Origin of the sequence: Streptomyces sp. NPDC019937 (assembly GCF_040631655.1) — a bacterium.
In the GTDB taxonomy this organism is placed as follows: Bacteria; Actinomycetota; Actinomycetes; order Streptomycetales; family Streptomycetaceae; genus Streptomyces.
On the sequence record NZ_JBEYAL010000074.1, the window covers coordinates 1 to 26,113 of the forward strand.

22 protein-coding genes and 2 pseudogenes are annotated in these 26,113 nt (G+C 72.6%); 13 read left to right on the forward strand and 11 right to left on the reverse strand.

Annotated elements, in window-relative coordinates; all coding sequences use genetic code 11:
• Positions 1–35: 35 nt before the first annotated feature.
• The 6 genes from ABZ562_RS39230 to ABZ562_RS39255 form a co-directional block, all read right to left on the reverse strand.
• Entirely contained in the window at positions 36–1,193 is a 1,158-nt protein-coding gene (locus ABZ562_RS39230) for a S8 family serine peptidase (RefSeq protein ID WP_361489696.1), read from the reverse strand.
• On the reverse strand, positions 1,190–1,984 hold the full coding sequence (locus tag ABZ562_RS39235; protein WP_361489699.1) for a hypothetical protein: 795 nt from the start codon (positions 1,982–1,984) through the stop codon (positions 1,190–1,192). The genes ABZ562_RS39230 and ABZ562_RS39235 overlap by 4 nt, the downstream gene beginning before the upstream one ends.
• 363 nt (positions 1,985–2,347) lie before the next feature.
• On the reverse strand, positions 2,348–4,069 hold the full coding sequence (locus ABZ562_RS39240; RefSeq protein WP_361489702.1) for a phospholipid carrier-dependent glycosyltransferase: 1,722 nt from the start codon (positions 4,067–4,069) through the stop codon (positions 2,348–2,350).
• 104 nt (positions 4,070–4,173) lie between these two features.
• Positions 4,174–4,965 carry a CAP domain-containing protein gene (locus tag ABZ562_RS39245; RefSeq protein WP_361489705.1) on the reverse strand — a complete coding sequence of 264 codons (792 nt, stop codon included), beginning with the start codon at positions 4,963–4,965 and terminating at the stop codon, positions 4,174–4,176.
• A gap of 405 nt (positions 4,966–5,370) precedes the next feature.
• The gene (locus tag ABZ562_RS39250; protein WP_361489707.1) at positions 5,371–6,132 is read right to left on the reverse strand and encodes a GNAT family N-acetyltransferase; all 762 of its coding nucleotides are present in this window, start codon (positions 6,130–6,132) and stop codon (positions 5,371–5,373) included.
• A gap of 361 nt (positions 6,133–6,493) precedes the next feature.
• Positions 6,494–8,758, reverse strand: coding sequence for an ATP-binding domain-containing protein (locus ABZ562_RS39255; RefSeq protein WP_361489710.1), 2,265 nt, complete (start codon positions 8,756–8,758; stop codon positions 6,494–6,496).
• A 185-nt stretch (positions 8,759–8,943) separates the two neighbouring features.
• Here ABZ562_RS39255 and ABZ562_RS39260 point away from each other — a divergent pair, with 185 nt between their 5' ends.
• Positions 8,944–9,096 carry a hypothetical protein gene (locus ABZ562_RS39260; protein ID WP_361489712.1) on the forward strand — a complete coding sequence of 51 codons (153 nt, stop codon included), beginning with the start codon at positions 8,944–8,946 and terminating at the stop codon, positions 9,094–9,096.
• Between the two features lie 190 nt (positions 9,097–9,286).
• On the opposite strand, the pseudogene ABZ562_RS39265 reads toward ABZ562_RS39260, so the two are convergent.
• Positions 9,287–9,869 (reverse strand): annotated as a pseudogene (locus tag ABZ562_RS39265) (helix-turn-helix transcriptional regulator); the annotation flags it as partial.
• A gap of 8 nt (positions 9,870–9,877) precedes the next feature.
• Here ABZ562_RS39265 and ABZ562_RS39270 point away from each other — a divergent pair.
• Positions 9,878–9,994 (forward strand): annotated as a pseudogene (locus ABZ562_RS39270) (carboxylesterase/lipase family protein); the annotation flags it as partial.
• Between the two features lie 8 nt (positions 9,995–10,002).
• Here ABZ562_RS39270 and ABZ562_RS39275 read toward each other — a convergent pair.
• Positions 10,003–10,632, reverse strand: coding sequence for a GPP34 family phosphoprotein (locus ABZ562_RS39275; RefSeq protein ID WP_361489715.1), 630 nt, complete (start codon positions 10,630–10,632; stop codon positions 10,003–10,005).
• Between the two features lie 220 nt (positions 10,633–10,852).
• Here ABZ562_RS39275 and ABZ562_RS39280 point away from each other — a divergent pair, with 220 nt between their 5' ends.
• From ABZ562_RS39280 to ABZ562_RS39315, 8 genes are all read left to right on the forward strand, one after another.
• Positions 10,853–12,379 (forward strand): alpha/beta hydrolase, encoded by a 1,527-nt coding sequence (locus ABZ562_RS39280; RefSeq protein ID WP_361489717.1) that lies wholly within the window; start codon positions 10,853–10,855, stop codon positions 12,377–12,379.
• A 150-nt stretch (positions 12,380–12,529) separates the two neighbouring features.
• Complete coding sequence (locus tag ABZ562_RS39285; RefSeq protein WP_361489719.1) at positions 12,530–13,393, forward strand: SAM-dependent methyltransferase; 864 nt, start codon at positions 12,530–12,532, stop codon at positions 13,391–13,393.
• Positions 13,394–13,497: 104 nt separating this feature from the next.
• Positions 13,498–13,854 (forward strand): hypothetical protein, encoded by a 357-nt coding sequence (locus ABZ562_RS39290; protein WP_361489722.1) that lies wholly within the window; start codon positions 13,498–13,500, stop codon positions 13,852–13,854.
• A 187-nt stretch (positions 13,855–14,041) separates the two neighbouring features.
• Positions 14,042–16,597, forward strand: coding sequence for a SpoIIE family protein phosphatase (locus ABZ562_RS39295; RefSeq protein WP_361489724.1), 2,556 nt, complete (start codon positions 14,042–14,044; stop codon positions 16,595–16,597).
• A gap of 1 nt (position 16,598) precedes the next feature.
• Positions 16,599–17,684 (forward strand): substrate-binding domain-containing protein, encoded by a 1,086-nt coding sequence (locus tag ABZ562_RS39300; protein WP_361489727.1) that lies wholly within the window; start codon positions 16,599–16,601, stop codon positions 17,682–17,684.
• Between the two features lie 15 nt (positions 17,685–17,699).
• The gene (locus tag ABZ562_RS39305; RefSeq protein WP_361489729.1) at positions 17,700–18,479 is read left to right on the forward strand and encodes an ATP-binding cassette domain-containing protein; all 780 of its coding nucleotides are present in this window, start codon (positions 17,700–17,702) and stop codon (positions 18,477–18,479) included.
• Positions 18,470–19,705, forward strand: coding sequence for a sugar ABC transporter permease (locus ABZ562_RS39310; protein WP_361489732.1), 1,236 nt, complete (start codon positions 18,470–18,472; stop codon positions 19,703–19,705). The genes ABZ562_RS39305 and ABZ562_RS39310 overlap by 10 nt, the downstream gene beginning before the upstream one ends.
• Before the next feature lie 122 nt (positions 19,706–19,827).
• A complete protein-coding gene (locus tag ABZ562_RS39315) occupies positions 19,828–21,186 on the forward strand; it encodes a sugar ABC transporter substrate-binding protein (protein WP_361489734.1) in 1,359 nt (452 codons plus the stop codon).
• 19 nt (positions 21,187–21,205) lie between these two features.
• Here ABZ562_RS39315 and ABZ562_RS39320 read toward each other — a convergent pair whose 3' ends face one another.
• The gene (locus ABZ562_RS39320; protein WP_361489737.1) at positions 21,206–21,676 is read right to left on the reverse strand and encodes a hypothetical protein; all 471 of its coding nucleotides are present in this window, start codon (positions 21,674–21,676) and stop codon (positions 21,206–21,208) included.
• 316 nt (positions 21,677–21,992) lie between these two features.
• Here ABZ562_RS39320 and ABZ562_RS39325 point away from each other — a divergent pair, with 316 nt between their 5' ends.
• Together ABZ562_RS39325 and ABZ562_RS39330 are read left to right on the forward strand one after the other, a co-directional pair.
• Positions 21,993–22,868 (forward strand): helix-turn-helix transcriptional regulator, encoded by an 876-nt coding sequence (locus ABZ562_RS39325; protein ID WP_361489740.1) that lies wholly within the window; start codon positions 21,993–21,995, stop codon positions 22,866–22,868.
• Between the two features lie 47 nt (positions 22,869–22,915).
• Entirely contained in the window at positions 22,916–23,731 is an 816-nt protein-coding gene (locus tag ABZ562_RS39330; protein WP_361489742.1) for an SAM-dependent methyltransferase, read from the forward strand.
• Between the two features lie 34 nt (positions 23,732–23,765).
• Here the strand turns inward: ABZ562_RS39330 and ABZ562_RS39335 are convergent, their stop codons facing one another.
• Together ABZ562_RS39335 and ABZ562_RS39340 are read right to left on the reverse strand one after the other, a co-directional pair.
• Positions 23,766–24,422 (reverse strand): response regulator transcription factor, encoded by a 657-nt coding sequence (locus ABZ562_RS39335; protein WP_361489744.1) that lies wholly within the window; start codon positions 24,420–24,422, stop codon positions 23,766–23,768.
• A 29-nt stretch (positions 24,423–24,451) separates the two neighbouring features.
• Positions 24,452–25,612, reverse strand: a complete 1,161-nt coding sequence (locus tag ABZ562_RS39340; RefSeq protein ID WP_361489747.1) for a histidine kinase — start codon at positions 25,610–25,612, stop codon at positions 24,452–24,454.
• Positions 25,613–25,771: 159 nt separating this feature from the next.
• Between ABZ562_RS39340 and ABZ562_RS39345 the strand changes: the two genes are divergently transcribed.
• Positions 25,772–26,014 (forward strand): hypothetical protein, encoded by a 243-nt coding sequence (locus ABZ562_RS39345; RefSeq protein WP_361489749.1) that lies wholly within the window; start codon positions 25,772–25,774, stop codon positions 26,012–26,014.
• The last annotated feature ends 99 nt before the right edge of the window (positions 26,015–26,113 follow it).

Sequence of the window (26,113 nt, forward strand, 5' to 3'; positions counted from 1 at the left end):
GGTGGCGAGCGTGCTCGCCACCCGCCCCACCGCTGTCAGCCCCGGGCCGCCGCGCGGCGGCCGGCGCGGGTGATCAGCACCGCGCCGATGACCATCAGCAGGCCCACGCCCGCCGCGCCGAGGCCGATCGTCACCAGATCCGTCTCCAGGGGCGGATGCTGGGTCTTCGGCGTACCGTCCGGGGTGGCCAGGTGCTCCTTGCCCGTGTACTTCACCGGGACCGTCCCGTCGGCGGGCGGCTTCGCGGCGGCCTGGACGGCCGCCGCCGCGTCGATCGGCCCGTACCCGACCAGCGCGTTCCGCCCGTCGGACGGATGGTGTGCCGTCTTCGTGAGCAGGGTGCGCACCTGGGCCGGGGTCAGCTTGTCGTTGTGCGACAGCATCAGGGCCACCACGCCCGAGGTGAGCGCCGCCGCGGGCGAGGTACCGTTGACCGGCTCGTAGCCGCCCGTGTTCTTCGCGCTCATGATGGCCACGCCGGGCGCGGCCACCGAGTTGTACGTCCGTACCGTGGAGAACTCGGCGCGGCTGCCGTTCTGCTGGGTGGCGGCCACGGCGATCACGCCCGGATAGCCCGCCGGGTACGAGGCGTCGTTGAACATGTCGCCCTCGTTGCCCGCCGAGGCGATGACCGGAACGCCCTTCTGCGCGGCCCGGGCCAGGGCGTCGACCTCGTCCTCGTCGTAGGAATCGCCGAACATCTCGCCGCCGAGCGACATGGAGATCACATCGGCGCCGTGGTCGACCGCGTAGTCGATGCCCTGGGCGACCGGGCTGATCCCCTGCCGGATTTCCCCGCCGTGGTCCTCCTTGTCGTCGATCACCCGGACCGACAGGATGCTCGCCTCCGGGGCCACCTTCAGGACGTCCGAGGCCATCGCGGTGCCATGGCCGCCCCAGCGCGGATCGCCGGGCTTCAGCCCGTCCTTGAGGAAGTCGGGGCCGGTGGTGACCTTGCCGTTCAGCGCCACATGGTTGGTCATGACGCCGCTGTCCAGGACCGCGACCTTGACGCCCTCGCCCTGCGCGGTGCGCTGCGCCGACGCCAGGCCGAGCGCCTTCGCCTCCCAGCTGGTGGGGGTGGGGGTGGCGGCGGATGCGGGCGGCGCGGCCGCCACGCCCAGCACCGAGCCGAGGAGCACCGCGGTCATGGCCGTGCCGAGGCGCGCGCCGGTGTGTCGCCGGACGCTCATGAGGTCCCCTCCGTCAGCAGATCCATGAGGTGCAGGTTCAGGGCGTCGACGAGCCCGTCGGCGGCGCCCCGCCACGGCGCGCGGTCCTGCTTGGCGTCGAGGCTGTACCTGCCCCACTCGCCCGGCAGCTCCCCCGCCTTACGGCCGTCGACCGCGCCCGCGGAGGCCACGAGCGCGTACGGGAGGTACAGGTCGGTGACCGGCCGCCCGGCCGAGCCGTTGGCCCGCGCGTCACTCCAGCGGGCCGCGATGGTGCCGGGGACGCCGTAGGCCTTCACACCGGGCCCCGGGTTGTCCTTGTCCTTCTCGGCGTCGAAGAACGTGCTCATCTCCGTCTTCACGGAGTCGCTCTTCGGCAGGACGACCAGCGCGGCGGTCGCGACGGTGTTGCCCGTCGGGTCCACGTAGGTGGCGCGCAGCACGGCCTTGCAGCCCAGCTTCTCCGCCTCGGTCGCGGTGGCTCCGCTCAGCCCGTCCGCGCAGCCGGTCTTCTCGGATATCCCGATGCGGTGCCACTGCGCGCGCTTGCGGTCGGTGCCCTCGGACTGGCTGTCCTTGCGGGGCGCGAGGGTGTCCGGGAAGAGCTTGTCCGCGGGCTCGTTGCGCCACATCGACGCGCCGTACTCGGAGCGGTTGGCGATGTTCTGGCTGTGGTTCGAGAAGGCGTGCGCGGTCAGCGCGCCACCGCCCAGCATCGCGAGCCCGCCGACGATGCCGAGGAAGGCGCTGAGGCAGGTGCGCCCGGTGGTCTTCTTCGGCGGCGCGGGCGGGGGCGGTTGCGGTGCGGGCACGGCGCCGTACGGTGCGCCCTGCCCGCCGTACGGTGCGCCGTGGGGCGCCTGTCCGCCGTACGCCGGTGTCCCCGGCCAACCACCCTGCTGGGGGCCGGGCGGCGGGGGTGGCGGCATGGGCGGTGGCGGTGGCATGGGCGGTGGGCCCTGCTGGGGTGTGTGCCCGTAGGGCCCGGCGTTGCCCGGGTTGCCAGGGCCTTCAGGTGGTCTCGGGTACGACATGGGCACCCCTCCTCGGTGTCGGCGGCCGGTGAGCGGGCGCAGAACAGCAGAGGAGAGTGATCTCCCACGGCACACGCCCCCGCACGTGCAGAGGTGAACCCTACCGATCATGGCCGGAAACAGATCAACCGGCCCCGGTCCTCAGGTCCGCCGGTAGACGGTGATGGAGTGGCCGACCTCGTCGACCGGCCGGCTGTGCTCGATCAGCGCCGCCAGCCGCCCCCGCGCCCCGGCGGCCGAGGAGTCCGAGACCACGAGCAGCCCGCGCACCCGGTCCGGGGACACCCGGCGCGGGTCGCGGGCGTGGATGCCGTACGCGGACGGCACACCGCTGCCCTTGTAGACCAGCCACACCCGTTCGCCCCGGTAGCGCCCCCGGAGCCGGTCGGCCAGCCGCCCCAGGTCCTGCCCCCAGTCGACGTTCGAGTCGTGCAGATACACATGGGTCCTGGCCGGGCCGCCGAACGCCTCATTGGCGTACGGCAGGTAGTACGGGGACGTCCGCAGCGAACTGACCGCCACGCACACCACCAGGGCCGCCGTCACGCCGAACGCCCCTCGCCACCGCGGCGTGACCACCCCGGCCGCGGCGACGGCCAGGAACATGGGCAGGAAGAGCGCGTACCGCACGCCGAGGTCACGGGCTCCGTTCATGGCCACGGCCAGCAGCACGGCCGCGGGCACCAGGACGTACGGGGCGGCGGGCCGCAGCCGGGGCGCCGCCACCATCGCGACGGCACCGGCCGCCCACAGCGCGAGCGTCCCCAGCGGCGTCTTCACCAGCAGCGCGAGGGGCAGGTAGTACCAGAGCGAGCCGTGGTACTGACGGCCGAACAGGAAGCCGCGCCACAGCTGGTTCTCGAAGCCGAACTGGACGCGCATCCCGTCGCGGAACGGCTCGGGGACCGGAAGCAGGTCGACGGCGAGCCCGCGCAGCCCGTGGACGGCGGGCACATCGCCGGGCGTGGTCCAGCGCAACCGCGGGTCCACGGCGAGATACGCGGCCCACACCACGGCGAGCGCGACCAGCGCCATGCCCACCGCGCCCGCCGCGCCCAGCGCCAGGACCCGCGCCGTACCGCGCCGTCCGGTGCCGGGTGTGCCGCGCCGGGCGTACGCGTACGAAAGCACCGCCAGGAGCATCAGCACCGGGACCGCGGGCAGTGCGCTCATCTTGGTGGCCACGGCCGCACCGAGCGCCACCCCGGCGAGTGGCAGGTGGCGTAAGGGGCGGCGGCGCGCCCGCCACAGCAGCCACACCGAGGTCAGCAGGAAGCCGCACATCGGTACGTCGAGCGTGGCGAGCGAACCATGCGCGATGACATCGGGCGAGAAGACGTACAGGGCGAGCGCCACCACTCCGCCCACGGGGCCGGTCAGATCCCTTGCGAACGCGAAGACGACCAGCCCGAACAGCAGCGTCAGCACGATCACCGGCAGCCGCGCCCACAGCATCACCTGCCAGGGGTCGTTGCCCGACTCGTACAGCAGACGCCGCCCCAGCGCTCCCTGGTCCCCGGTGAACCCGGGGGTCAGGCGGGCGTGGGCGAAGAGCAGCCCGGTGGCGATGACCAGCTTGCCCAGGGGCGGGTGTTCGGGGTTGAACCGAAGGCTGTGTTCCTGCAGGTAGGTCTTCGCCACGCCGACGTACACCGGTTCGTCGATGGTCGGCGTCTGCTCCACGGCCGCGGTCACCATCGCGACGGCCATCTGCGCGAGCAGCACGGCCACGACGACCACGACGGCCACGGCCAAGCGGCGCCGCCGCCACGGCTCCCGGCCCCGCGGCTCCGTGGCCCGCGCCACCGGGCGCACGGCCACGGCCGCCCGGGTCACCCTGTCGAGGACACCTGCCACGTGCATGGCACCCGACCATAATGGTGCGCATCCGCGAACGGGCCCAGGAACGCGAACTCGGCGCGAACCGCAAAAAGGCGGGCGGGGACGAAGGGGGCGGCGGGCGGCCGCTAGCGCCCGGCGCCGAAGTCCTGCGTCCAGTAGTCGCCGGGCTGGGCGAGGCCGACGCCGATCTCCTTGAAGTCGCAGTTCAGGATGTTGGCCCTGTGGCCGGAGCTGTTCATCCAGCCCTCCATCACGCTCTTGGCCGAGCTGTAGCCGTAGGCGACGTTCTCACCGTAGGTGCTCCACGAGTAGCCCGCGCGCTCGATCCGGTCGCCCGGCGACGACCCGTCGGAGCCGGTGTGCGACATGTCGCTGTGCTCGGCCATGTCCTCACTGTGGGCCTCGGCGGCCTTGGCGAGCTTCGCGTTCACCTTCAGCGGCGAGCACCCCACCTTGGCGCGCTCGCTGTTGACCAGGTCCACGACCTGGTCCTGGGCGCTGGACGCCGCGGACGACGGGGATGCGGCGGCCTTGGTGGCGGCGGTGGTGGCCGGAGCCTTGGACTTCACCGCCGCCGGGGCGGTGGCGGACAGGGTGGTGGCGGGAGCGGAGGTCGCGCGGGCTCTCGGCGTGGCGGAGGCCGAGCGCGACGCCCGCTCCTCCTTCGACCGCTTCGTCTCCTTCGACCGCTTCGGCGACGCCGATTTCTCCGCGTGGTGGCTCTTCTTCTCGTGCCACCGCTTCCCCTGCCCCTGCCCCGCGGAGGCGGTGGTCTCCACACCACTGGCCTTGGTGGCCTTGTCATCCGGCCCGTTCAGACACGCCATCGCGATGGACGGCACACCCACGGCGGCCACCGCGACGGCGGCGACGGCTGTCTTCCGGTGGTGCGTCTTGGTGGTCCGGTGCTTGCTCATGCGTGTCCCTCACTCGGTAGTCACGGCACGCCCTCCCCCGTGTACGGCCGACTCTGTACGCAGCGGTGCCAGGACTGCCGAGGCGCGGTGTGGGCCGTCATTGTTAGGGCCGCGCCGAAACCACTGCAACAAACGTTCGCTACTACCGGGAGTCGTAGCGCGGTGGGCGCTTGCGAAGGACCACGTGGGTGTGCTGCGCCGCTCCCGTGAAGGAGGTGTGACGGTGTCCTGCCGCCGGAATCCCTGGTGGACTTGTGGCCGGGCAGCACACCGGACCCGCGGCGAACCCGGATGCGACATGTCGGCAAGAGCCGAAAAGTCTCCGATTTCGCCGAGCGGGTATCTACTATTGCGCCCCGTTCGTTCCGGGGGCCGGTGTGACTGTTGTCATGAGGTGTGCCGCGATCAGTCGGATGTGATCCGGGCGGCCACGCAGGGGTCCTCGTTGCGGTAGCCGAGGCGGGTGTAGAGCCGTTCGGCGGGGGCGTTGTCGGCGAGCTGCCACAGTGTGCAGAAACCGTGACGGCGCACCGCGTACCGGGTCAGCCACGACGTCAGCGCCGCGCCCAGCCCCTGACCGCGCTGGGCGGCGTCCGTCGCGACGGACGCCATCAGCGGGGCGCCGCTGTCCCGCAGGCTGCTCAGGGCGCCACAGGCCACCATCCGGCCCTCGTCATCGCGGATCGCGCACCACAGGCTCACGTGCGCGGAGCCAGGTCCGGTGGAGTAAGCGGGGCTGTGTTCGCCGAGGAAGGCGAGCAGTTCGTCGTGGTGGCTCTCGTCGAGGATGACCACGCGATCCTCGCCGCGCTGCACGGGCGGTTCCTCCACCGTCCAGCGGAACACCCACTCGACGATGTCGTCCACCGGCAGATGGCGGGCGACCAGGGCGTCGGTGCCGCGCGGCCCGGTGAACTCCCGCACCTGCTCGGGACGGCGCTGCGCGGCGCGCAGGACGAGCCCGGCGGCGGCCTCCGCGCCGCCGACGGTCCACACGTGGCCACGGCTGTCGTCGAGCCACGCCGCGGCGCCATCGCCCGACCAGCTGAAACGGCCGGCCGGCCGCTGCCGGGCCGCGCCGAAACGCAGGAGCGCGGCACCGGGTCGCAACTCCAGGCCCTGGTCGAACAGGTCCGTGGTCCGGGGAGGAAGAGTCGTTGCCAGCATCTCTGCTCTCAGGAAGGACGTAGTGGAGGGGACGACGACAGCCCGGACACGCGCGGGCGCGACCGGAGACTGTCCTGCTGAGGTAGGGGGAGCCCATCGGCGGCTGCGCGCGCGGGCGCGCCCGGCCGAGCGGGGCGGTCCACTGTCGCACACGGCCCCCGGCCCGGGGCAAATCGGCGGTGCCGCTCACCAGGGGTTCCTCCGACCGCCGTGGCGGTGTCGCCCGGCGTTCAGCACGCCGACGCCGTGCGTCTCCCTTCCCGGGGCGGGGTCAACTGCCCGCGGGGCGCGGGCGATCCGCGCCCGCGCGGCGCCGTGTCTCCACACCGCCGCGCCGGGCGCGCCGCATCGCCGGCCCAGCTCACCGCTCCGGCGCCGCGACGGCCGCGTCCTGCGGCTGGGACAGCCCGGCCAGGCTCTCCGGCAGCGTCCCGGTGTGCACCACGCCCAACCGCTGGGTCGCCCGGGTCAGCGCCACGTACAGGTCGCTCGTCCCGAACTCCGCCGGTTCGGCCACGATCACCGTGTCGAACTCCAGCCCCTTGGCCTGCCGCGGGGTGAGCAGCACCACCGGGCTGGTCAGGTCCGGGGACCGGCCCGCGGACGCGTCCGGCAGCGCGGCCGCGAGGGCGTCGTGGTGGGCGGGCTGGGCGATCACCGCGAGGCGGCCCTCCGTCCCCGACTCCCCCGCCACGGCGTCGGCCACCGCGCCCGGCAGGTCGGCGGTGTGCCGCGCCCACGGGCGTACGCCGGTGGCGCGGACCGAACGCGGCGGTTCGAAGCCGGGGTCCGCGGTGCGGGCCACCTCCGCCGCGACCGCCATGATCTCGGCCGGGGTGCGGTAGTTGACGCCGAGCCGGGTGTGTTCCCAGCGGTCCTCGACGTACGGGGCGAGGATCGAGGACCAGGAGCCGCAGCCGCCCGGCTCCGCGGTCTGCGCGGGGTCGCCGACCAGTGTCATGGAACGGGTCGGGGAGCGGCGCATCAGCAGCCGCCACGCCATCGGGGACAGCTCCTGGGCCTCGTCGACGATGATGTGGCCGAAGGCCCAGGTGCGGTCGGCGGCGGCGCGTTCGGCGGCGCTGCGGTGGTCGGCCTCCTCGTTGCGGTCCGCCAGGCGTTCGGCGTCGATGAGGTTGTGGGCGGCCAGCACCTCCGAGTCGTCGTCCTCGCGGTCCTCGAACTCCTGGGTACGCGAGCCGTAGGAGAGGTCGAGCACGCCCTGCGCGTACTCGATGCGCTCCAGCCGGGCGCCCTCGGCGGCGGCACGGGCCGCCGAGTCGTCCTCGCCGAGCAGTTCGGCGGCCTCGTCCAGCAGCGGCACGTCCGCCGGGGTCCACTCCCCGCCGGTACGGCGGATCGCTGCGGCGTCGGCGTCCGAGACGTGGACGGGGTCGCTGAGGAAGTCCGCGACGAGCTGCTCGGGGCGGAGTTCGGGCCACAGCTCGTCGATGGCGGCGTGCACCTCGGGGCTGGCCGCGATCGCCTTGCCGAGCTGGGCGATGTCGTCCGGGCCGAGGAGGTTGGGGCCGCCGTACGGGTCCGCGCCGATCCGCTCGGTCAGCTGCGCGGTCAGCGCGTCGATGACCCGGAACGCGAAGTGCGGGCGGGCCAGGTTGTGCGGCAGCCGGGTCTCCCGCGCCCGGGCCCGCGCCGCGGACACGATGTCCGCGTCCAGGACCAGGTCACCGTCGTCGTGGTCGATCACGATCTCCGGGTCGGGCAGCGCCTGCCGGTCCTGTACGAAGCGGGACAGGGCGTCCGCCATCGTGGCCCGGCCCTTGGCCTCGGCGGCCTCCGGGGTGTCGGTGCCGGTGGCCGTGACCCCGGGGAACAGCTCGCCGAGCGTGGCGAGCAGCACACCGGTCTCACCGAGCGCGGGCAGCACCTCGCCGATGTAGCCGAGGAACGCCGGGTTCGGCCCCAGGACCAGCACCGCGCGGCGGGCCAGCAGCTCGCGCTGCGCGTACAGCAGATAGGCGGCGCGGTGCAGCGCGACCACGGTCTTGCCCGTACCGGGGCCGCCCTCCACGACGAGGACACCGTGGTGTGGGGCGCGGATGATCCGGTCCTGCTCGGCCTGGATGGTCTGCACGATGTCGTGCATCCGGCCGGTACGGGCCGAGTCGAGCGCGGCGAGCAGCACGGCGTCCGCGTCGCTGTTCTCGTGCCCGGTCCGCACGGTGTCGGACAGGTCCAGGATCTCGTCGTGCAGGGCGGTGACCCGCCCGCGCTCGGTGGTGATGTGCCGCCGCCGGCGCAGCCCCATCGGGGTGTGCCCGGTCGCCAGGTAGAACGGGCGCGCCACGTCGGCCCGCCAGTCGATGACCAGCGGGGTGCGTTCCGCGTCGTCGCGCCGGATACCGATGCGTCCGATGTGGTGGTCGCGGCCGTCGCGGAACGCCAGCCGCCCGAAGCACAGCCCCCTCTCCCCCGCGTCGAACGCGGCGAGCAGCCCGGACCGCTCGGCCACCAGCACATCGCGCTCCAGCCGCGCCTGGAAGTTCCGCCCCTCCATCGACAGGGCGTCACTCACCGCCTCCTCGGCCCCGGCCCGCAGTTCGGCGAGACGCGCATGGAGCAGGTCGATGAATTCCTGCTCCTGACGCAATTCCGCGTTTGACAATTCAACTCCCGCTGGATATGATGACTTCATCAAGCTTTTGTGTGCCCTTGATGTGCACAGGCACACAAACCCCTAATATACGCAGCGGAACTCCCTGGTCGTCAAGGTGACCGGGGGTTTTCTTTTTGCCCCGCACGATCGTCAGCCGCGTTCGACGCCCTCCGTCTGTTGAATCGACGAAAGAGATGGAAAAGCGCGGGACGCTGTGGGACAAGGGAAAGGTCGCGCTGCGGCTGCCCACGGCCGAACCCAACGTCTCGGACGTCAACGCGGCCGGCCTGATCGTGGGCGACGACATCGTCACCAACAAGTTCAAGGCCGCGACACAACGCCGGTGACATCGCCGGGACCGCCGGAATCGGAACGAAGCGCGTCCACGCTCAAGGCGATCAGCACCGACGAGAAGACTCTCTTCGGGAACGAGGACTCCCAACCCGCGCAGTACACCTGCTCCTGACACCACGAAGTCGGCAGCCCCTCGCCGAAGGGGCTGCCGGTCCGGGACTGGCAGCGCCGTGCGCCCGGGGTCTACGGCTGGCCGGAGGCCTCGAGGACGTCGCGGAGTTGGGAGCGGGCCGTGACGCCGAGTCTGGGGAAGCTGCGGTAGAGGTGGGAGCCCACGGTCCGGGAGGGAGAGGAAGAGGCGTTCGCCGATCTCGCGGTTGCTCAGGCCCTTCGCGGCGAGGCGGATGATGTGCTGCTGCTGGGGCGTGAGGGCGTCCGGGGCGGTGGGGGCCGCGTCGACGCCGGCGGCGCGGAGTTCGGCTTGGGCGCGGTCGGTCCACGGGTGGGCGCCGAGGCGGCGGAACGTCTCCAGGGCGGTGTGGAGGAGGGGGCGGGCGTCGGTGACGCGGTGGGCGCGGCGCAGCCATTCCGCGTGGTCCAGGAGGATCTGGGCGCGTTCGGAGGGCCATTGGCGGCCCGCCGGGCCGGCCAGCGCCGAGGTGAAACGCGATTCCGCCCGGGACGGGTCGAGCAGGGCGTGGGCGCGGTGGATCAGCGCGCGCATCCGGGGAGAGGGGTCGTCGGCGAGCCGCTTCTCGGTGCGTTCGACGATGGCGGCGGCCTCCGCGTGGTGGCCGGTGCGTACGGCCGCGGCGGCGAGTTCGGACGCCGGAGGGGCTGCTCGGACCGGACATCCCGCCGTCGCTCGCCGCGGAGATGCACGGCGCGTGGGTGCGCTTCGCCACGACCGGGGATCCGGGCTGGTCGGGGACGCACCGGTTCGGCCGGTAGCCGGTGGCTCAGTAGCCGCGGCGGACGTTGTCCACCGCCGCCTCGTCGCGCCGCCGGGCCCTCCGCTGCCGTTCGGCCGCCAGCTCCGCGAGCGCGTCGTCGAGGGCGGCGAGCACGCGCGCCACCGCGTCGTCGGACACCTCCGGGGCCTCCCCCATCCCCTCGCCACCCTGATCGCGGATGCCGATGGCCTCCGTCAGGGCGGCCAGGACGGGCTCGTCCGACCGGTGGCGGTACGCCGCGTGGCGGCGGGCGTCGGTGTCGACCAGGGCCAGTTCGCGGGTCCAGAACACCTTCCAGTGGCGGTTGCGCTGCCGGACCAGCTGCCCGTCCGCCTCCAGCGCGGACAGGTAGACCGCCGACAGATCGCGGCCCCTGCGCCACAGCCAGTCGCCGATGGACTCGTACGGCGCCTCCCGGACGAGCGCCGCGGCGGCCCGACGCAGCAGCGGGTCGTCGGGCGCGCCCGCTGGCCCCGGCACGATGTGCTCGCCGGAGCCGTCCAACCCGGCTTCCCGCGCGGCCAGGAGGTCGATCAGCTCGGCTCCGGCGAGCGCGAGCGACAGATCGCCCCGCTCCACCAGGCGGCTGGGCTCCGCGTCCATGGTGACGATCAACAGGTCCCGCGCTGTGGTCATGAAAGGGCTCCCTGTCAGGATGACCGTTACGACCAGTGTCCTCCGGCGTTCGTACGGATGCATCCTTCCAGGTCGGGGCCAGGGTTTCCGTATCCGGGCGATCGAGACCGCGGTCATGCGCAGGGATCAGGGGCCCGACCACACCATCCGGTTCTCCCCCGTCTTTGCGGGGTGCGCGCTCCATGGTGACCGGGGTGCGGTGAGCGGGAGGCTGCTCACCATGCGTTCTCGTAGCCTGCGCACCGCCGTCATCGGCGCCCTCGCCACCGCGGTCGCCTTCGCCGGGCAGCTCGCCACCCCCCGGGCCGCCTCCGCCGACACCGATACCGACCCCCTGCGCCCGTTCACCACCCAGCGTCCGCACTGGACGGCATGTCATCACCCGGAGCTGGACCGGGCCGGGGCCCGCTGCGCCACCATCCGGGTGCCGCTGGACTACCGGAAACCGGGCGGGCGCACCCTGAGCCTCGGCTTCTCGCGCATCAAGGCCACCGACACGGCGCACCGCATCGGTCTGATGATGCACAACTCCGGTGGCCCCGGCGGCGCTTCGCTCGACATGCCACTGCTCGACGCCCCCGCCATGGGCAAGGAGCTGGCCGCGCGGTACGACCTGATCGGCATGGATCCGCGCGGAGTCGGCCGCAGCAGCCCGCTGCGCTGCGGTATCTCCGGGCACTGGCTGCGCTCCGCCGGGTACGACGCGGCGGGGTTCCGGGCCCAGGCGCGGTACGAGGCCGACCTGGTGCGCGGCTGCCGGCGCGCGTACGGCAAGGACCTGTCGTATCTGCGCCACTTCACGACCCGGAACACCGCCCGCGACATGGATGTGCTGCGCACCGTGCTGGGTGAGCCGCGGACGTCGTACTTCGGCGTCTCCTACGGCACCTACCTGGGCGCGGTGTACGCGAAGATGTTCCCGGGCCGCACCGACCGGCTGCTGCTGGACAGCGCGCTGGACCCGGCGCGCTACCACGTGCGGGCGTTCCGCGACGCGGCCGCACCCAACGAGGAGCTGCTGGACGCTTGGGCGGCGTGGGCGGCCCGCCGGAGCGGCACCTACGGCCTGGGCGACACGCCCGCGCGGGTGCGGGCGACGGTGGAGCGCATCGCCCGGCAGGCCGCCCGCACACCCCTGCGGGTGGGCCGTTACACGGCCGACGGCCAGCAGGTGCCGCTGGTGCTGACCGCGCTGCTGGTCGACGACCGACGGTTCGCCGACGCCGCGAAGAACATCCGGCTGCTGCACGACGCGGCCGCCGGGCGTGTCGTGGAGCCCACCGAGCCGCTGGCGTCGGCGCTGGGTACGCCTGACGAAGTGTCGGACGTACAGAACTCGCTCCAACTGGCCCTGTTGTGCGGGGACGCGGCGGCGCCGCACGACCTGTCCTGGTACCGGCGCAACGTCGAGCGCAGCCGGGCCGGAGCACCGCTGTACGGGCCGATGTTCAACGGGGTGAGCCCGTGCGCGTTCTGGCCGAACGCACCGGTGGAGCCGCCGGTGCGGAGCGGAAACGCCGCGCCCGGTCTGATCGTCCAGTCCACCGGCGATCCGCGCACCAGCTACGCAGGCGGGCTGGGGCTGCACCGGCGGATGCCGCACTCCCGTCTGATCACCCTGCGGGCCCGGGTGCACGGGGTGTACGGCCTGTATCCGAACCGCTGTGTGTACGGGCAGGTCAACGACTATCTGCGGACCGGGAAACTGCCCGCGCGGGACACGGTCTGCCGCAAGGACCGTGCGTGAGCCGGTGTCCGTGCGCCCCGTCAAGGGCCGTTCCGTCGCGGGCAGTTACCCGGACCCGCGGGTAACCGGCCGCGCCGGGCGGCCTACGATCCTCGCAGGGACGCACCGCGATCGCCACGGATCGCGCCCGGAGACGGAGGAGTACGCCACGTGACCGCGCAAGGGGTAGCACCCCAGACCGGGAGTGGGCCGGAGCCCCCCAACACCCCGCTCAACCAGGGACGACCGCACAGCGCCCGGATGTACGACTACTTCCTGGGCGGCAAGGACAACTACGTCGCCGACCGGCAGGCCGCCGCCAAGGTGCTCACCCTGTGGCCGGGCGTCATGGTCGCGGCGCGCACCAACCGCGCGTTCATGCAGCGCGCGGTCCGGTACCTCGCCGCCGAGCAGGGCATCCGCCAGTTCCTCGACATCGGCACCGGCATTCCCACCCGGCCCAATCTGCACGAGGTCGCCCAGTCGGTGGCCCCGGAGTGCCGGGTGGTGTACGCCGACAACGACCCGATCGTGCTGGCCCATGCGCAGACGCTGCTCACCAGCAGTCCCGAGGGGCGCACCGCGTACGTCGACGCGAATGTCGCCGACCCCGACGCGATCCTCTCCTCCTCGGCCGTCACGGATGTGCTGGATCTGTCCCGGCCCGTGGCGCTGAGCCTGTGCGCGCTGCTGCACTTCGTGCCGGACGCGTGGGAGCCGCACGGGATCGTGCGGAAGCTGGTCGACGCGCTCGCGCCCGGTTCGTATCTCGTCCTCAGCCACATCACCCCGGACTTCGATCCCGAGGCCACCCAGCGCACCGTGCAGATCTACCACAACGGGGGCATCGAGGGGAAAATCCGCACCAGGGACGAGGTGGAGCGGTTCTTCACCGGTCTGGAGCTGGTCGAGCCCGGCCTCGTGGTGCCGCATCGCTGGCGCACCGACCTGGCCACCGGGGACCCGGGGGTGGAGACCGGCGATGTGACCGACGAAGAGGTGTCCTTCTGGGCGGGTGTCGCCCGTAAGCCGTAGAGGTCTTCGTCGGCCGGTTCCGCGTTCCTGGCTCGTTGCCCGTCTCTTGAGGGGATTTACGCCAAGTCACTGTGCGTGCCCTTCTGGTTCGTTACTGTGACGGCATGAGCGCCAGGAACGTGGACCCCGCCGACGAGTGGCCGCTGCCTCCGCCCTGGATGTGGGGATGCGGCAAGTGCACCGAGCTGTACCGGGCGATGAAACAGGCTCCCAAGCTGGTGGACGCCGCACTGGAGGAGCTGGGGCCGGGGGTGGACTGCGATCCCCACGACTCCATCGTGTCGACCCAGATCCGGCTGGCCCGGCACATCGCCACCCGCCATGTCTCGGAGCTGCCCGAGGCCGACGAGGAGTGCGAGCGGTGCGTCTCGGACGCGTCCGGCAAGCTTCCGGCCGTGCTCGCCCTGGAGCACCGCGCCCGCCATCTCTTCGCCCCGCCCAGCATCGTCGACATGCTCTAGCCGCCCCCTCCCGCCCGGCCCGCCCTGCGGCTTTCCTGAGCTGTGACATTCTGGTGGGTGGGTGCCCTGCCACTCCTGGGCGGCGCGGTCCGGCCTCGCCGGATGTGGCACCTCTGCCCCCGCCGCCCGTGTTCCGGGGACCTCCACCTGCCCGTACCCGCGGCACGGAGGGGAGGCGGACGGGAACATGCCCCATAACGCCGGTCCGATGTCCCCGGCGCCGGAATCCACCGGGAGGGAGCGGGTCCTGGCGTTCGCCGGGGTGTCGCTGGCGGCCGTCTACGTGCTGGGCGAGGGGAGCGACGGCCTGCGGCTGGTCGAGACCGCGAAGGCGGCCGGGGCCACCGCGGCTCCGCACGCGCTGCCCGAGCACTACGCGCTGTCCGACCGCTCGCCCGCCGCCGATGCCCTGTGCACCGGCCGCCCCCTGTGGCTGGACTCCGCGGCGCTCACCGCGTACCAGCGGGACGGGTCGGCGGCGCGGTGGCCCGGTGCGTCGCTGGGCGCGCTGCCGCTGGGGACCGAGGGCAGCCGGCTGGGCTGTCTGCTCATCGTGGGCAGCGCCGCGGACGGCTTCGAGGCGGAGCAGCGGGGCCTGCTGCTGCGGTACGCCGACGCGATCGCCACTCGGCTCCGGGGAGCCGGCGCGGCCCGTCCCACGGCCCCCACCGGGGCGACCACGCTGCTGGGCCCCGCGCTGCGGAGCCTGCGCGTCGGCTCGTTCGTCCTGCTGCCCGGCACGGGCCTGATCGAGGCGGACGCGACCCTGCTCGACCTGGTCGGTATCGCCCCGGACGACTTCGACGGCACGGTGGACACGCTGCTCGCGCGCACCGTGCCGGAGGACCTGCCCGCGCTGCTGTCGATCGTCGAGCCGTCCGCGCAGGTGGCCGGGGACCGCGAGCTGGAGTTCCGGATCCGCCGTTCGACCGGCGAGGTGCGCTGGCTCCGGCTGAGCTGCCGGGTGGGGACCGACGCGGCGGGGCGGCCGGAGCGGGTGGTGGGCGTGGTCACCAGCGCCGCCGCACTGCGCCCGTGCGCCGACGACGTGTCCAGGGTGCAGTGGCTGACGACCGCGCTCGACGACGCCATGACGGTGCGGGACGTGAGCCGGGTGGTGGTCGCCGCCCTGGGCGAGCCGCTGGGCGCGGACCGGGTGGCGCTCGCCGAGCTGCAGGCGGACCGGCTGGTGGTGGTGGGGCTCGATCCGCCGCAGGCCGACGCGTGGCCGGAGCTGTGGCGTGCGGAGTGGCATTCCGAGTGGCCCGACGCGTCCCTGCACGCCCTGCCGAGCCTGCGGGCCGCGCTGCGGGAGGGCCGTCCTCGGCTGTGGCCGGCGGGCGCGGCGCTGGAGCCGGGGCTCGCCGGCATCGGGCCCGGCGGGCTGGCCGTGCTGCCGCTCCCGGCCCACGGGCAGGTGGCGGGGGTGTGCCTGATCGGCTGGGACGCCCCGCATCCGTTCGGCCCCGAGGAGCGGTCGCTGCTCACCGCGACCGCGGGGCTGGTCGGCCAGACCCTGATGCGGGCGCACGCCTACGACGCCGAGCAGGAGCTGGCCACGATGCTCCAGCGCTCCCTGCTGCCGCGCAGCCTGCCGAAGCTGCCCGGCGGGGTGGCCGTCGCCCGCTATCTGCCCGCGACGCGGGGACTCCAGGTGGGTGGCGACTGGTACGACGTGATCGCGCTCTCCGAGAGCCGGGTGGCGCTGGTCATCGGCGATGTGCAGGGGCACAGCGCCGCCGCCGCGACGATCATGGGCCAGATGCGGACGGCGGTCCGCGCGTACGCCGTGGAGGGGCATCCGCCGGATGTGGTGGTCTCCCACGCCAACCGGCTGCTGGTGGGCATGGAGGCGGATCTGTTCGCCACCGTCGCCTATGTCGAGCTGGACATGGAGGAGGGCAACGCCTGGTTCGTCCGGGCCGGGCATCTGGCGCCGCTGGTGCGCCGCCCGGACGGCACCACCGAGGAGGTGGTGGTCGAGGGCGGGCTGCCGCTGGGGGTGATCGCGGACGCGGAGTTCCCCATGACGGCGGAGCCGCTGGCCCCGGGCACGGTCCTCGCGCTGCTCACCGACGGTCTGGTCGAGTCCTCGACGCTGCACCTGGACGAGGGGATGCGCCGGATGCGCGGCGCGCTGGCCGCCGCGCCCACCGATCTCGGCCGGATGGCGGACGCGCTGCTCGCCGTGGCCGACCGGCGGGACGACGACGTGGCGCTGCTCCTCCTGCGGTACGACGGCATGCGGGTCCGGCCCATCCGGGCCGGCTGGCTGGTGTGGCGGCTGCCCGACGCGGTGATGCACGCCCGCCGCTTCACCGCGCGCACGCTGCGCTCGTGGGGCCTGGCGGACCAGGCCGATGTGACGCTGCTGGTCGTCTCCGAACTGGTCACGAACGCGCTGATGTACACGCACGGCACGGTCCGCCTCGACCTCACGTACGCCGTGGACCGGCTGCGCGTCGCGGTGACCGACTCCTCCCCGCGGGCGCCCGCCAAGCCGGTGGTCACGGACTGGGAGGCGACCGGTGGCCGGGGTCTGCTGCTGGTCGAGGCGATGTCGGCGTCCTGGGGTTCGGTGCCGGTCGGCGGCGGCAAGCAGGTGTGGAGCGAGATCGTCGTGCCCCGCCGCGAGCCCGATGAGGCCGAAGCCGGGGACGCCGAGCCCGGTGAAGCAGAGCCCAGTGAGGCCGGAGCCGGGGACGCCGGGCCCGGGCCCCGCGTCCGGCAAGGGGGTGCGTGACATGAGGACGCCTCGTACACGAAGCACCGTCGCCGCCGTGGCCGCGGGACTGCTTGCCGCGTCCCTGGCGAGCTGCGGAGGAAACGGCGGGGCGCACGGGAGCGGCTTCACCATCGGCCTGCTGCTGCCGAGCCAGCAGATCACCCGGTACGAGACGGCCGACCGGCCGCTGATCGAGAAGCGGGTGAAGGAGCTGTGCCCCGGCTGCACCGTGGACCACGCCAACGCCGGGGACGACGTGGCGAGCCAGCAGCGGCAGATGAACTCCATGATCACCAGAGGGGTGGGGGCGCTGATCCTCGACGCCGTCGACGCCAAGGCGCTGCGCTCCTCGGTCCAGGCGGCACACAAGGCGGGCATCCCGGTCATCGCCTACGACCGGCTCGCCGAGGGCCCGGTCTCGGGCTACGCCTCGTTCAACGGTGGCCAGGTCGGCAGGCTCCAGGCCGCGGCTCTCCTGGGCGCCCTGCGGGCCAAGGGGGACCGGCGCGAGATCGTTATGATGAACGGCGATCCGAGCAGCCCCAACGCGGTCTGGTTCAAGAGGGGCTCGCTGTCCGTCCTCCGGGACAAGGTGAGGATCGGCAAGTCGTACGACGTCATCGAGTACCGCCCGGACAACGCGTACGACGACATGCAAGCCGCCATCACCGCGCTCGGCCCGCACCGGATCGGCGGCGTCCTGGCGGTCAACGACAGCGTCGCCTCCGGTGCCATCTCGGCCCTCAAGTCGGCCCGGGTCAGGCCGGTGCCGCCGGTCACCGGCCAGGACGCCGACCTCGACGCCGTGCAGCGCATCGTCAGCGGCGACCAGTACATGACCGTCTACAAGCCCTTCAAGGCCGAGGCGCACGCCGCCGCCGCCATGGCCGTCGCCCTGGGGCGGGGCCAGAGCCTGCGCTCCATCGCCCGGACGACGGTCGACAACGCCACCACCCGGAACATCCCGGCCTCCCTGCTCACCCCGGTCGCCGTGAGGGCCGCCGACATCAGGAAAACCCTGGTCAAGGACGGTGTGTACACGATCGGGCAGATCTGCACGCCCAAACTACGGCCCGCCTGCGAGAAGGTCGGGCTCACCCGCTGACGGAGGTGATTCCCCGTGCCGGTTCCGCCCCTGCTGGCGCTGCGCGGCGTCTCCAAGCGCTTCGGCGGCGTCCAGGCGCTGGTCGACGTCGACCTGCAGATCCGGGCCGGTGAGGTCGTCGCCCTGGTGGGCGACAACGGCGCCGGCAAGTCCACCCTGGTCAAGGTGATCGCCGGGGCCGGTCCCGCCGACCAGGGCGTCATCGAGTGGGAGGGCCGCACCGTCCAGATCAAGCGGCCGCACGACGCGCAGGCGCTGGGCATCGCGGCCGTCTACCAGGACCTCGCGATGTGCGAGAGCCTCGACGTCGTCGGCAATCTCTTCCTCGGCCGCGAGGTCCACCGCGCCGGGATCCTCGACGAGGTGGAGATGGAGCGGCGCGCCCGTGAGCTGATGCGCACGCTGTCCATCCGCATCCCGGACGTGCGGGCGCCCGTCGCCATCCTGTCCGGCGGCCAGCGGCAGGCCGTGGCGATCTCCCGCTCGCTGCTGGGCGAGCCCAAGGTCCTCCTGCTCGACGAGCCCACCGCCGCGCTGGGCGTGGAGCAGACCAGCCAGCTGCTGGACCTCATCGAGGAGCTGCGCGACCGGGGTCTGGGTGTGCTCCTCATCAGCCACAACATGGGGGACATCAAGGCCGTCGCGGACCGGGTCGCGGTGCTGCGCCTGGGCCGTAACAACGGGCTCTTCGAGGTGCCCACCACCACCCAGGAACGCATCATCGCCTCCATCACCGGCGCCGCCGACAACGCCGTGGCCCACCGCACGACGGGTGAGGAGGGGGCATGGCCGTAGGACAGAACATCCGGGGGTACGCGGACGCGGTGCGGCACCGGCTGCGCGGCGGCGAGGCGGCCCGGCGGGGCTTGCGGGTCGGTGAGCGCGGCCCGCTGCTGGTGATCCTCGGTCTCGTCGTGATCTGGCTCGTCTTCCAGGGCCTGAACGCCAACTTCCTCTCGCCGCGCAATCTGTCCGACCTCAGCGTGGACATCGCCGCCACCGGCCTGGTCGCGGTGGGCATCGTGTTCGTGCTGCTGATCGGCGAGATCGATCTGTCGGTGGGCTCGGTCAGCGGGCTGGCGGGGGCCGCGTTCGCCGTGCTGAACGTGGACCTCGGCATGCCGGAATGGCTCGCCGTCATCGTGGCGGTGGTCGCGGGGACGGCCGTGGGCGCCCTGCACGGGTTCTTCTTCGCCCGGGTGGGGGTGCCCGCGTTCGTGGTGACCCTCGCGGGCCTGCTGGCCTGGAACGGGCTGACCCTCTACCTGCTGGGCGCGAGCGGCACGATCAACATCGATGAGAGCGGCCTGGTCGCCGCGCTGACCAGCCTCTATTTCAGTGGCGGCATCATCGCCTACGGTCTGGCCGCGGCCGGCACCGCCGGATACTTCCTGGCCGCGCGGCGGACCCGGCGGCGGCGCAGGGCCGCCGGGATGCCGTACCGGCCGATGGCCGAGATCGGGGTGCGCACCGGCGTCCTGGCGGTGCTCACGTTCGCCACCGCCCATGTGCTCAACCTGTTCCAGGGCGTGCCGCTTGCCCTGCTGATCTTCCTGGGGGTGGTCCTCGGCTCGGATCTGGTGCTGCGCCGCACCCGCTCGGGGCGGAAGGTGTTCGCGGTGGGCGGCGGTGTGGAGGCGGCCCGCCGGGCCGGGGTGGACGTGGTGCGGGTGCGGATCGCGATGTTCATGGTGTCGGGGACGCTGGCGGCGGTCGGTGGCCTGTTCGTGGCCTCGGGGCTGACCTCGGCGAGCCCGACGACGGCCCGCGCGGCGGGCTCCGGCATGCTGCTGATCAACGCGGTCGCCGCGGCGGTCATCGGCGGTACGAGCATGTTCGGCGGGCGCGGCTCGGCCTGGTCGGCGCTGCTCGGCGCGCTGGTCATCCAGTCGATCGCCTCGGGCATGGCGCTGCTGGGCATCCAGGACGCCGTGCAGTTCATGGTCACCGGCGGGGTGCTGCTGGCCGCCGTGGTCGCGGACTCGCTCACCCGGTCCGCGCGGACGCGCGGCCCCACCTGACGCTCGTCACGGTCCGGGCGTGACGCTATGCTGCACTTGAGCTTCCCATTCTCGGGCAAGACGGACATCCTGCCGGGTGTTCTGGAAGGATCCGATGCGCTCACCGTGACCATCGGAGTGCGATGAAACGTCTTCTCCTCACCCGCGCGGCCACCGCGGCCGCGCTCGCCGCGACCCTGGCGATCTCCGGCTGCCAAGGCGCCGGCGTGCGCTCCTCCGGCGGCGGAAAGCAGACCATCCACGTGCTCGCCACCAAGAATCCCCAGATGGTGACCCTGAAGCAGTACACGAAGAAGTACTTCACCTCGCGGACCGGCATCACCGTCGACTACACGCTGCTCCCGGAGAACCAGGCGCGGAACAGGATGAACCGGGAGTTCGCGCGGCAGGACGCGAAGTACGACGTGGCGAGCGTGAGCGCCTACGAGGTGCCGACCTACTCCAGGAACCACTGGCTCGCTCCGCTGGATTCCTACGAGAAGGCCGACAAGAGCTTCGACCAGAAGGACATCTTCCCCAGCCTGCTCAGGGCCGTGACCGGCGCCGACGGCAAGATCTACGCCGAGCCCTTCTACGGCGAGGGCTCCTTCCTGATGTACCGCAAGGACCTCTTCCGCAAGAGCGGGCTGACCATGCCGCGCGATCCGACCTGGAGGCAGGTCGCCTCGCTCGCGGCCAAGATCGACGGCACCGACGGCGCGAGCGGCATCTGCCTGCGCGGACTGCCCGGCTGGGGCCAGAACCTCGCCCCCATCAACACCGTGGTCAACACCTTCGGCGGCTCCTGGTACGACATGCGGTGGAACGCCCGGCTCACCTCACCGGAGTTCACCAAGGCGATCCAGTTCTACGTCGGCCTGGTCCGCAAGTACGGCGAGCCCGACGCCGCGCGCAGCGGCGTCCTCGACATCCTCGCCGACTTCTCCCAGGGCAAATGCGCCATGATGTACGACGCCAGTTCGCTGGCCACGTCGATCGAGGCCGACGGCTCCACGGTCAAGGGCAAGGTCGGCTACGTCCCCGCCCCGCACGAACTCACCCGCCGGGCGGGGTGGCTGTGGACCTGGGCCTGGGGTGTCGAGAACGCCTCCAAGAAGAAGGACGCCGCCTGGAAGTTCATCTCCTGGGCCTCCTCCAAGCAGTACCAGGCGCAGATCGGCAACACCCTCGGCTGGAACGAGGCCCCGGCCGGCAGCCGGAAGTCGCTCTACGCCAACCCCAACTACCAGAAGGCAGCTGCCGCCTGGTACCGGCAGGAGTACGCGGCGGTGAAGGACTCCGCCGACCCCCGGAACCCGGGCGTCGGCCCGCGCCCCTACCAGGGCATCTCGTTCGTCGGCATCCCGCAGTTCGCCGACCTGGGAAACAAGGTGTCCGCGCAGATCAGCGCGGCCATCGCCGGCGAGAAGTCGGTGCGCACGGCCCTGCGGATCTCGCAGAAGCTCGCCCAGGACGCGGTGGCGCACTACCGCTCCCGCTGACCGCCGGATCCACCGGCCGCTATTCGGCGACCGACCAGCGGGGCATGACACCGGCGATGTGGCAGGCCAGGAAGTAGAGGGGAATCGGGGGCGTGTACGGCGAGTCGCCCTCGGGACGGTGGACGAGGCGGAGGTTACGGGGCGTCCTGGCGGTGCGCGGACCGCTCGGCGGGCCCACGTACGCCCCGACCGAGTAGCTGGTGACACTCGGCCACACCAGCCCGATGTGCGATCCGGCGGGCACGATCCACCACCAGTGCTCGTCGCAGGCGAAGACGCAGCCGATGCGGGGCAGCCGGTCCATGACCCGCTTCCCGTGCTCCGCGGACATCCCGACCGCGTCGTAGCCCAGTCCGGCGGACAGATCGGCGGGGAGGGTCAGCCGTCCACGGCGCGCGCCGCGCGGAAGCCCCGGCGGGCCGCTCGTGGGATGCGCGGACTTCTTCCGCGGCAAGTGGGCCGAAGGCAGGGGGAGGGTGGGGGGAACCACGATCGGTCGCCTTTCGTCTGCCTGCGCACTGTGGGCAGCGCCGGTCCTGCACTGCCCGGTGCCTACCGACGTACACACGCGAACGTTCCGCCGTCGCCGGGGCTCGAATCGGTCCGACCCGTCCGACGTTTCCCCCGGCACCGCGGGTCAACTCCCGCGGAGTCACACAGTCGGTGACGGCTTGTCCACTGTGTCATCTGCCATGAACGAGTTGCAAGAGGTAAGTTGAAATTTGCAAGTCGTTGGATGCAGATGCGGCGACGATGGATGATCGTGACAGACTGCGACCGTGGAACGCGGCGTGAGGAGGCAGGGAGTGGCGGCGGAATCCGCATGGGGCGGCGCTCCCTCCGTCCTCCGCATGATCCTCGGTAAGCAGCTCGAGGAGCTGCGGACCCGGACCGGGCTCAGCTATGACGAGGCGGGCGCGGCGATCGGCGTCAGCCACTCGACGATCCGCAGGATGGAAGCCGCGAAGGTGGCCCGGCTGCGGCTCGCGGACGTCGAGAAGCTGCTCCAGACGTACGGCGTCACCGACCAGCACGAGATCGACACCTTTCTGAAGTCGGTCCGCGAGGCCAACAAGCGCGGCTGGTGGCACGTCTACCGCGATGTAATGCCGGACTGGTTCGCCGCGTATCTGAGCCTGGAGCAGGCGGCGCTGCAGATCCGCGCGTACGAGCCGCAGTTCGTCCATGGCCTGCTGCAGACCGAGGATTACGCCCGCGCCCTGCTGGCCTCGGGCAATCCGCACGTCCCCGCCGGCGCCACCGAGCGCAGGATCGCCCTGCGCATGCGGCGCCAGGAGCTGCTGTCCCGTGAGTCCCCGCCCCGGCTGTGGGTGGTGATGGACGAGACCGTGCTGCGCCGGCCGGTCGGCGGCGCGGCCGTGATGCGGGCCCAGATCGACCGTCTGATCGCCGTGAACGCGCTGCCGCATGTGACCCTGCAGATCATGCCGTTCAGCAACGGACCGCATCCGGCGATGCCGGCCGGCGCGTTCCACGTCTTCCGGTTCCGGGCCGCCGAGTTGCCTGACATCGTCTATCTGGGCGGGCTGATCGGGGCGGTCTACCTGGACAAGGCGGACGACGTGGTGGTGTACCGCGAGGCTCTGGACCGGGTGAGCGCCCAGTCGGCGCCCGCCCAGAAGACCGAGGCCCTGCTCAGTGAGATCCGCGAGGAGCTGTGACGGGCCCTGGACATGTGACCGACGTTTCGATGGGAGGGGCGGGCGTTTTGCGCGACAACGGATGGCCGGCCGAACGGATTGACACCGAGAGCGCACATTCTGCGCGGATCTACGACTACATCATCGGTGGCAAGGACTACTACCCCGCGGACAAGGAGGCGGGCGACGCCATGGCACGGGAGTGGCCCGCCCTGCCGATCCATATGCGGGCCAACCGCGACTTCATGAACCGGGCCGTGCGCTATCTGGCGGAGGAGGCGGGCATCCGGCAGTTCCTCGACATCGGGACCGGCATCCCCACCTCCCCCAACCTGCACGAGATAGCCCAGGCGGTCGCCCCGGACTCCCGGGTCGTGTACGTGGACAACGACCCGATCGTCCTCACCCTGTCCCAGGGCCTGCTCTCCAGCACGCCCGAGGGGAAGACCACCTACGTCGAGGCGGACATGCGCGACCCGGCCGCCATCCTGGGCGCGCCGGAGCTGCGCGACACCCTCGACCTCGGCAAGCCGGTCGCCCTGACGGTCATCGCCATCGTGCACTTCGTGCTCGACGAGGACGACGCCTACGGGATCGTCAACCGTCTTCTGGAACCGCTGGCGTCGGGCAGCTATCTGGCGATGTCCGTCGGCACCGCGGACTTCGCCCCCGAGGAGGTGGGCCGCGTCGCCCGCGAGTACGCGGCGCGCGACATGCCCATGCGGCTGCGTACCGAGGCCGAGGCCGCGCGGTTCTTCGACGGGCTCGAGCTGGTCGAGCCCGGTGTCGCCCAGGTGCACAAGTGGCATCCGGACGCCAGGAGCACCGAGGGCATCAAGGACGAGGACATCGCCATGTACGGGGCGGTCGCCCGCAAGCCGTAGCCGGGCCGTCGTGGGGTCCGGCCCTCGGCGTCGCTCAGTCCTCGGCGTCGTGGACGAGCAGCGCGATCTGGACGCGGTTGTTGAGGTCGAGCCGGGTCAGGATCCGCGACACGTGCGCTTTCACCGTCGGCAGCGCGAGATGCAGTTCGCGTGCGATCTCCGCGTTGGAGCAACCCCGTCCGACCGCCCGGGCCACGTCCCGCTCCCGGTCGCCCAGGAGCGCCAGCCGGGCCCGGGCGGTGGCCGCCCGGGCCTCCTGCCCGCCGTCACCCGTCACCCTCTCGATGAGGCGGCGGGTGACGGCCGGTGAGAGCACGGGGTCCCCGGCGGCCACGGTCCGGATGGCCGTGACGATGTCCCGTGGCGGGGTGTCCTTGAGGAGGAATCCGGCCGCGCCGGCGCGCAGCGCCCGCAGCACATGGGCATCAGTGTGAAAGGTGGTCAGCACCAGGACCTCCGGGGCGCCAGGCCGGGCCCGCAGGGTCCGGGTGGCGGTGAGCCCGTCGACGCCCGGCATCCGGATGTCCATCAGCACCAGGTCGGGCCCGTACGACGCGACCAGCGCGGGCACCTCGGCCCCGTCGGCGGCCTCCGCCACGACCTCGATGTCCGGGGCGCCGCCCAGCATCAGGCGCAGCCCGGCCCGTACGATCGCGTCGTCGTCGACGAGCAGGACACGGATCACCAGCACGCCCCTCCTCTCCTGTGTCCTAGGGCCCCCTAGGGGGTGTCCGCCGCGGGCCAGGGTAGCCAGGCGCGGACCCGGAAGCCGCCTCGGGCGGGTCCGGCGGTCAGCTCGCCGCCCGCCAGCCGGGCCCGTTCCGCCAGCCCGACCAGCCCCTGTCCGCCGCCCGCGCCACCGTGCGGGTCCGGGGCGGGCCCGGGCGGGGGCGTGGTGTGGACCTCGACCGTCAGCCGGTCCGCCGGGGTCCCGGCCACGCGTATCGTGACGGCCGCGCCGGGCGCGTGCTTGCGCGCGTTGGTCAGGCACTCCTGCACGATCCGGTACGCGGTGCGGGCCACCACCGGTGGCGGCGCCGGGCCGTCCGGCGGCCCGGTCAGCTCGACCCGGCCGCCCGCCGTGCGCGCCTCGGCCACCAGCCGCTCCAGGTCGGCCAGTTCGGGCTGGGGCCGCTCGCCGTCGGCACCGGCGCGCAGCACCCCGATGACCTCGCGCAGGTCGCCCAGGGCCAGATGGGCACTCTCCCGGATCACCGCGGCGGCCCGCGCGATCTCGGCCCGCGGCGCGCTCGTGTGGAACTCCAGCGCCCCGGCGTGGACGGTCAGCAGGGTCAGCCGGTGGCCGAGCGCGTCGTGCATCTCGCGGGCGATTTCCTCCCGCGCCTCCCGCCGGGCCTGCTCGGCGCGCAACTCGGCGTCGGCCTCGGCGAGTTCGGCGCGTTCCCGCAGTGAGGCGATGAGCTGTCGGCGGGACCGCCGGAACAGCCCCCAGCCGATGGCCCCGGCGATGAGCGCGAAGTACGTCACGGCGGAGCCCGCCCGGTCCTGGGGCAGTTCCGGCAGCCGCCACAGGAACGCGGGGAGGGGTGCGAAGGCCAGTGCCGCCACCCAGGCCGTGGCCCGCCAGGGCCGGGTGGCGGCCACCGTGAACACCGCCACCATCGCGGGACCGGTCATGTAGTGCGACAGTTCGCCGCCCGCCAGCAGCAGCGCCACCGCCAGCCATACGGGCCACCTGCGCCGTAGCAGCAGCGCCGCGCACCCCAGCCCGCCGGCCACCTGTTCGGCGGCCCGCCACCCGGGGCTCATGTCCTCCGGGACCGGCACGGACGGCGAACTGACGACGGCGAAGCAGGCGGCGAAGAGGAACAGCCCCAGGTCGGCGGCCCAGTCCCGGCGGGTGCGGTGGATACGGCGCATATCCCGGCAATGTACGCGGGGCCGGCCCGCGACCGGGCCCGGCGTGCGCCGACCGGATACTTAAGTACGACCCCGGGGCTGCTCACCGCCGACTTCGGTCACGGCCCGGCCGACCTCGGCCCGATCCCGCGCCCTTGGGCGCCCGCCTACGGTCGGGCCATGACCTCCACTCCCCCGAGGCCGCCGGCGGCGGCCGTGACGGATCTGCTCTGCTTCGTCCTCGTCGTCGGCGGTGGCAGCGGCCTGCTGCACGAATGGCTCGGCTGGACGATCCACATCATGGGCTTCCTGCGGTTCCTCGCCCCCGACGGCTACGAGGTCTACGCGTACATCGTGATGATCGCCCTCGGGGCCCTGGTGGGCGCGGCCGGTGACGCGGTCTTCCGGCGCGGCCGAGGCTGAACCCCTAGTGACCTGAGTCGGAGATTCGGTGGCAGTAGGCGGCCACTTTGTCGAGGATCTCGTCGGCTGTCTTCGTCCAGACGAACGGTCGCGGGTGTT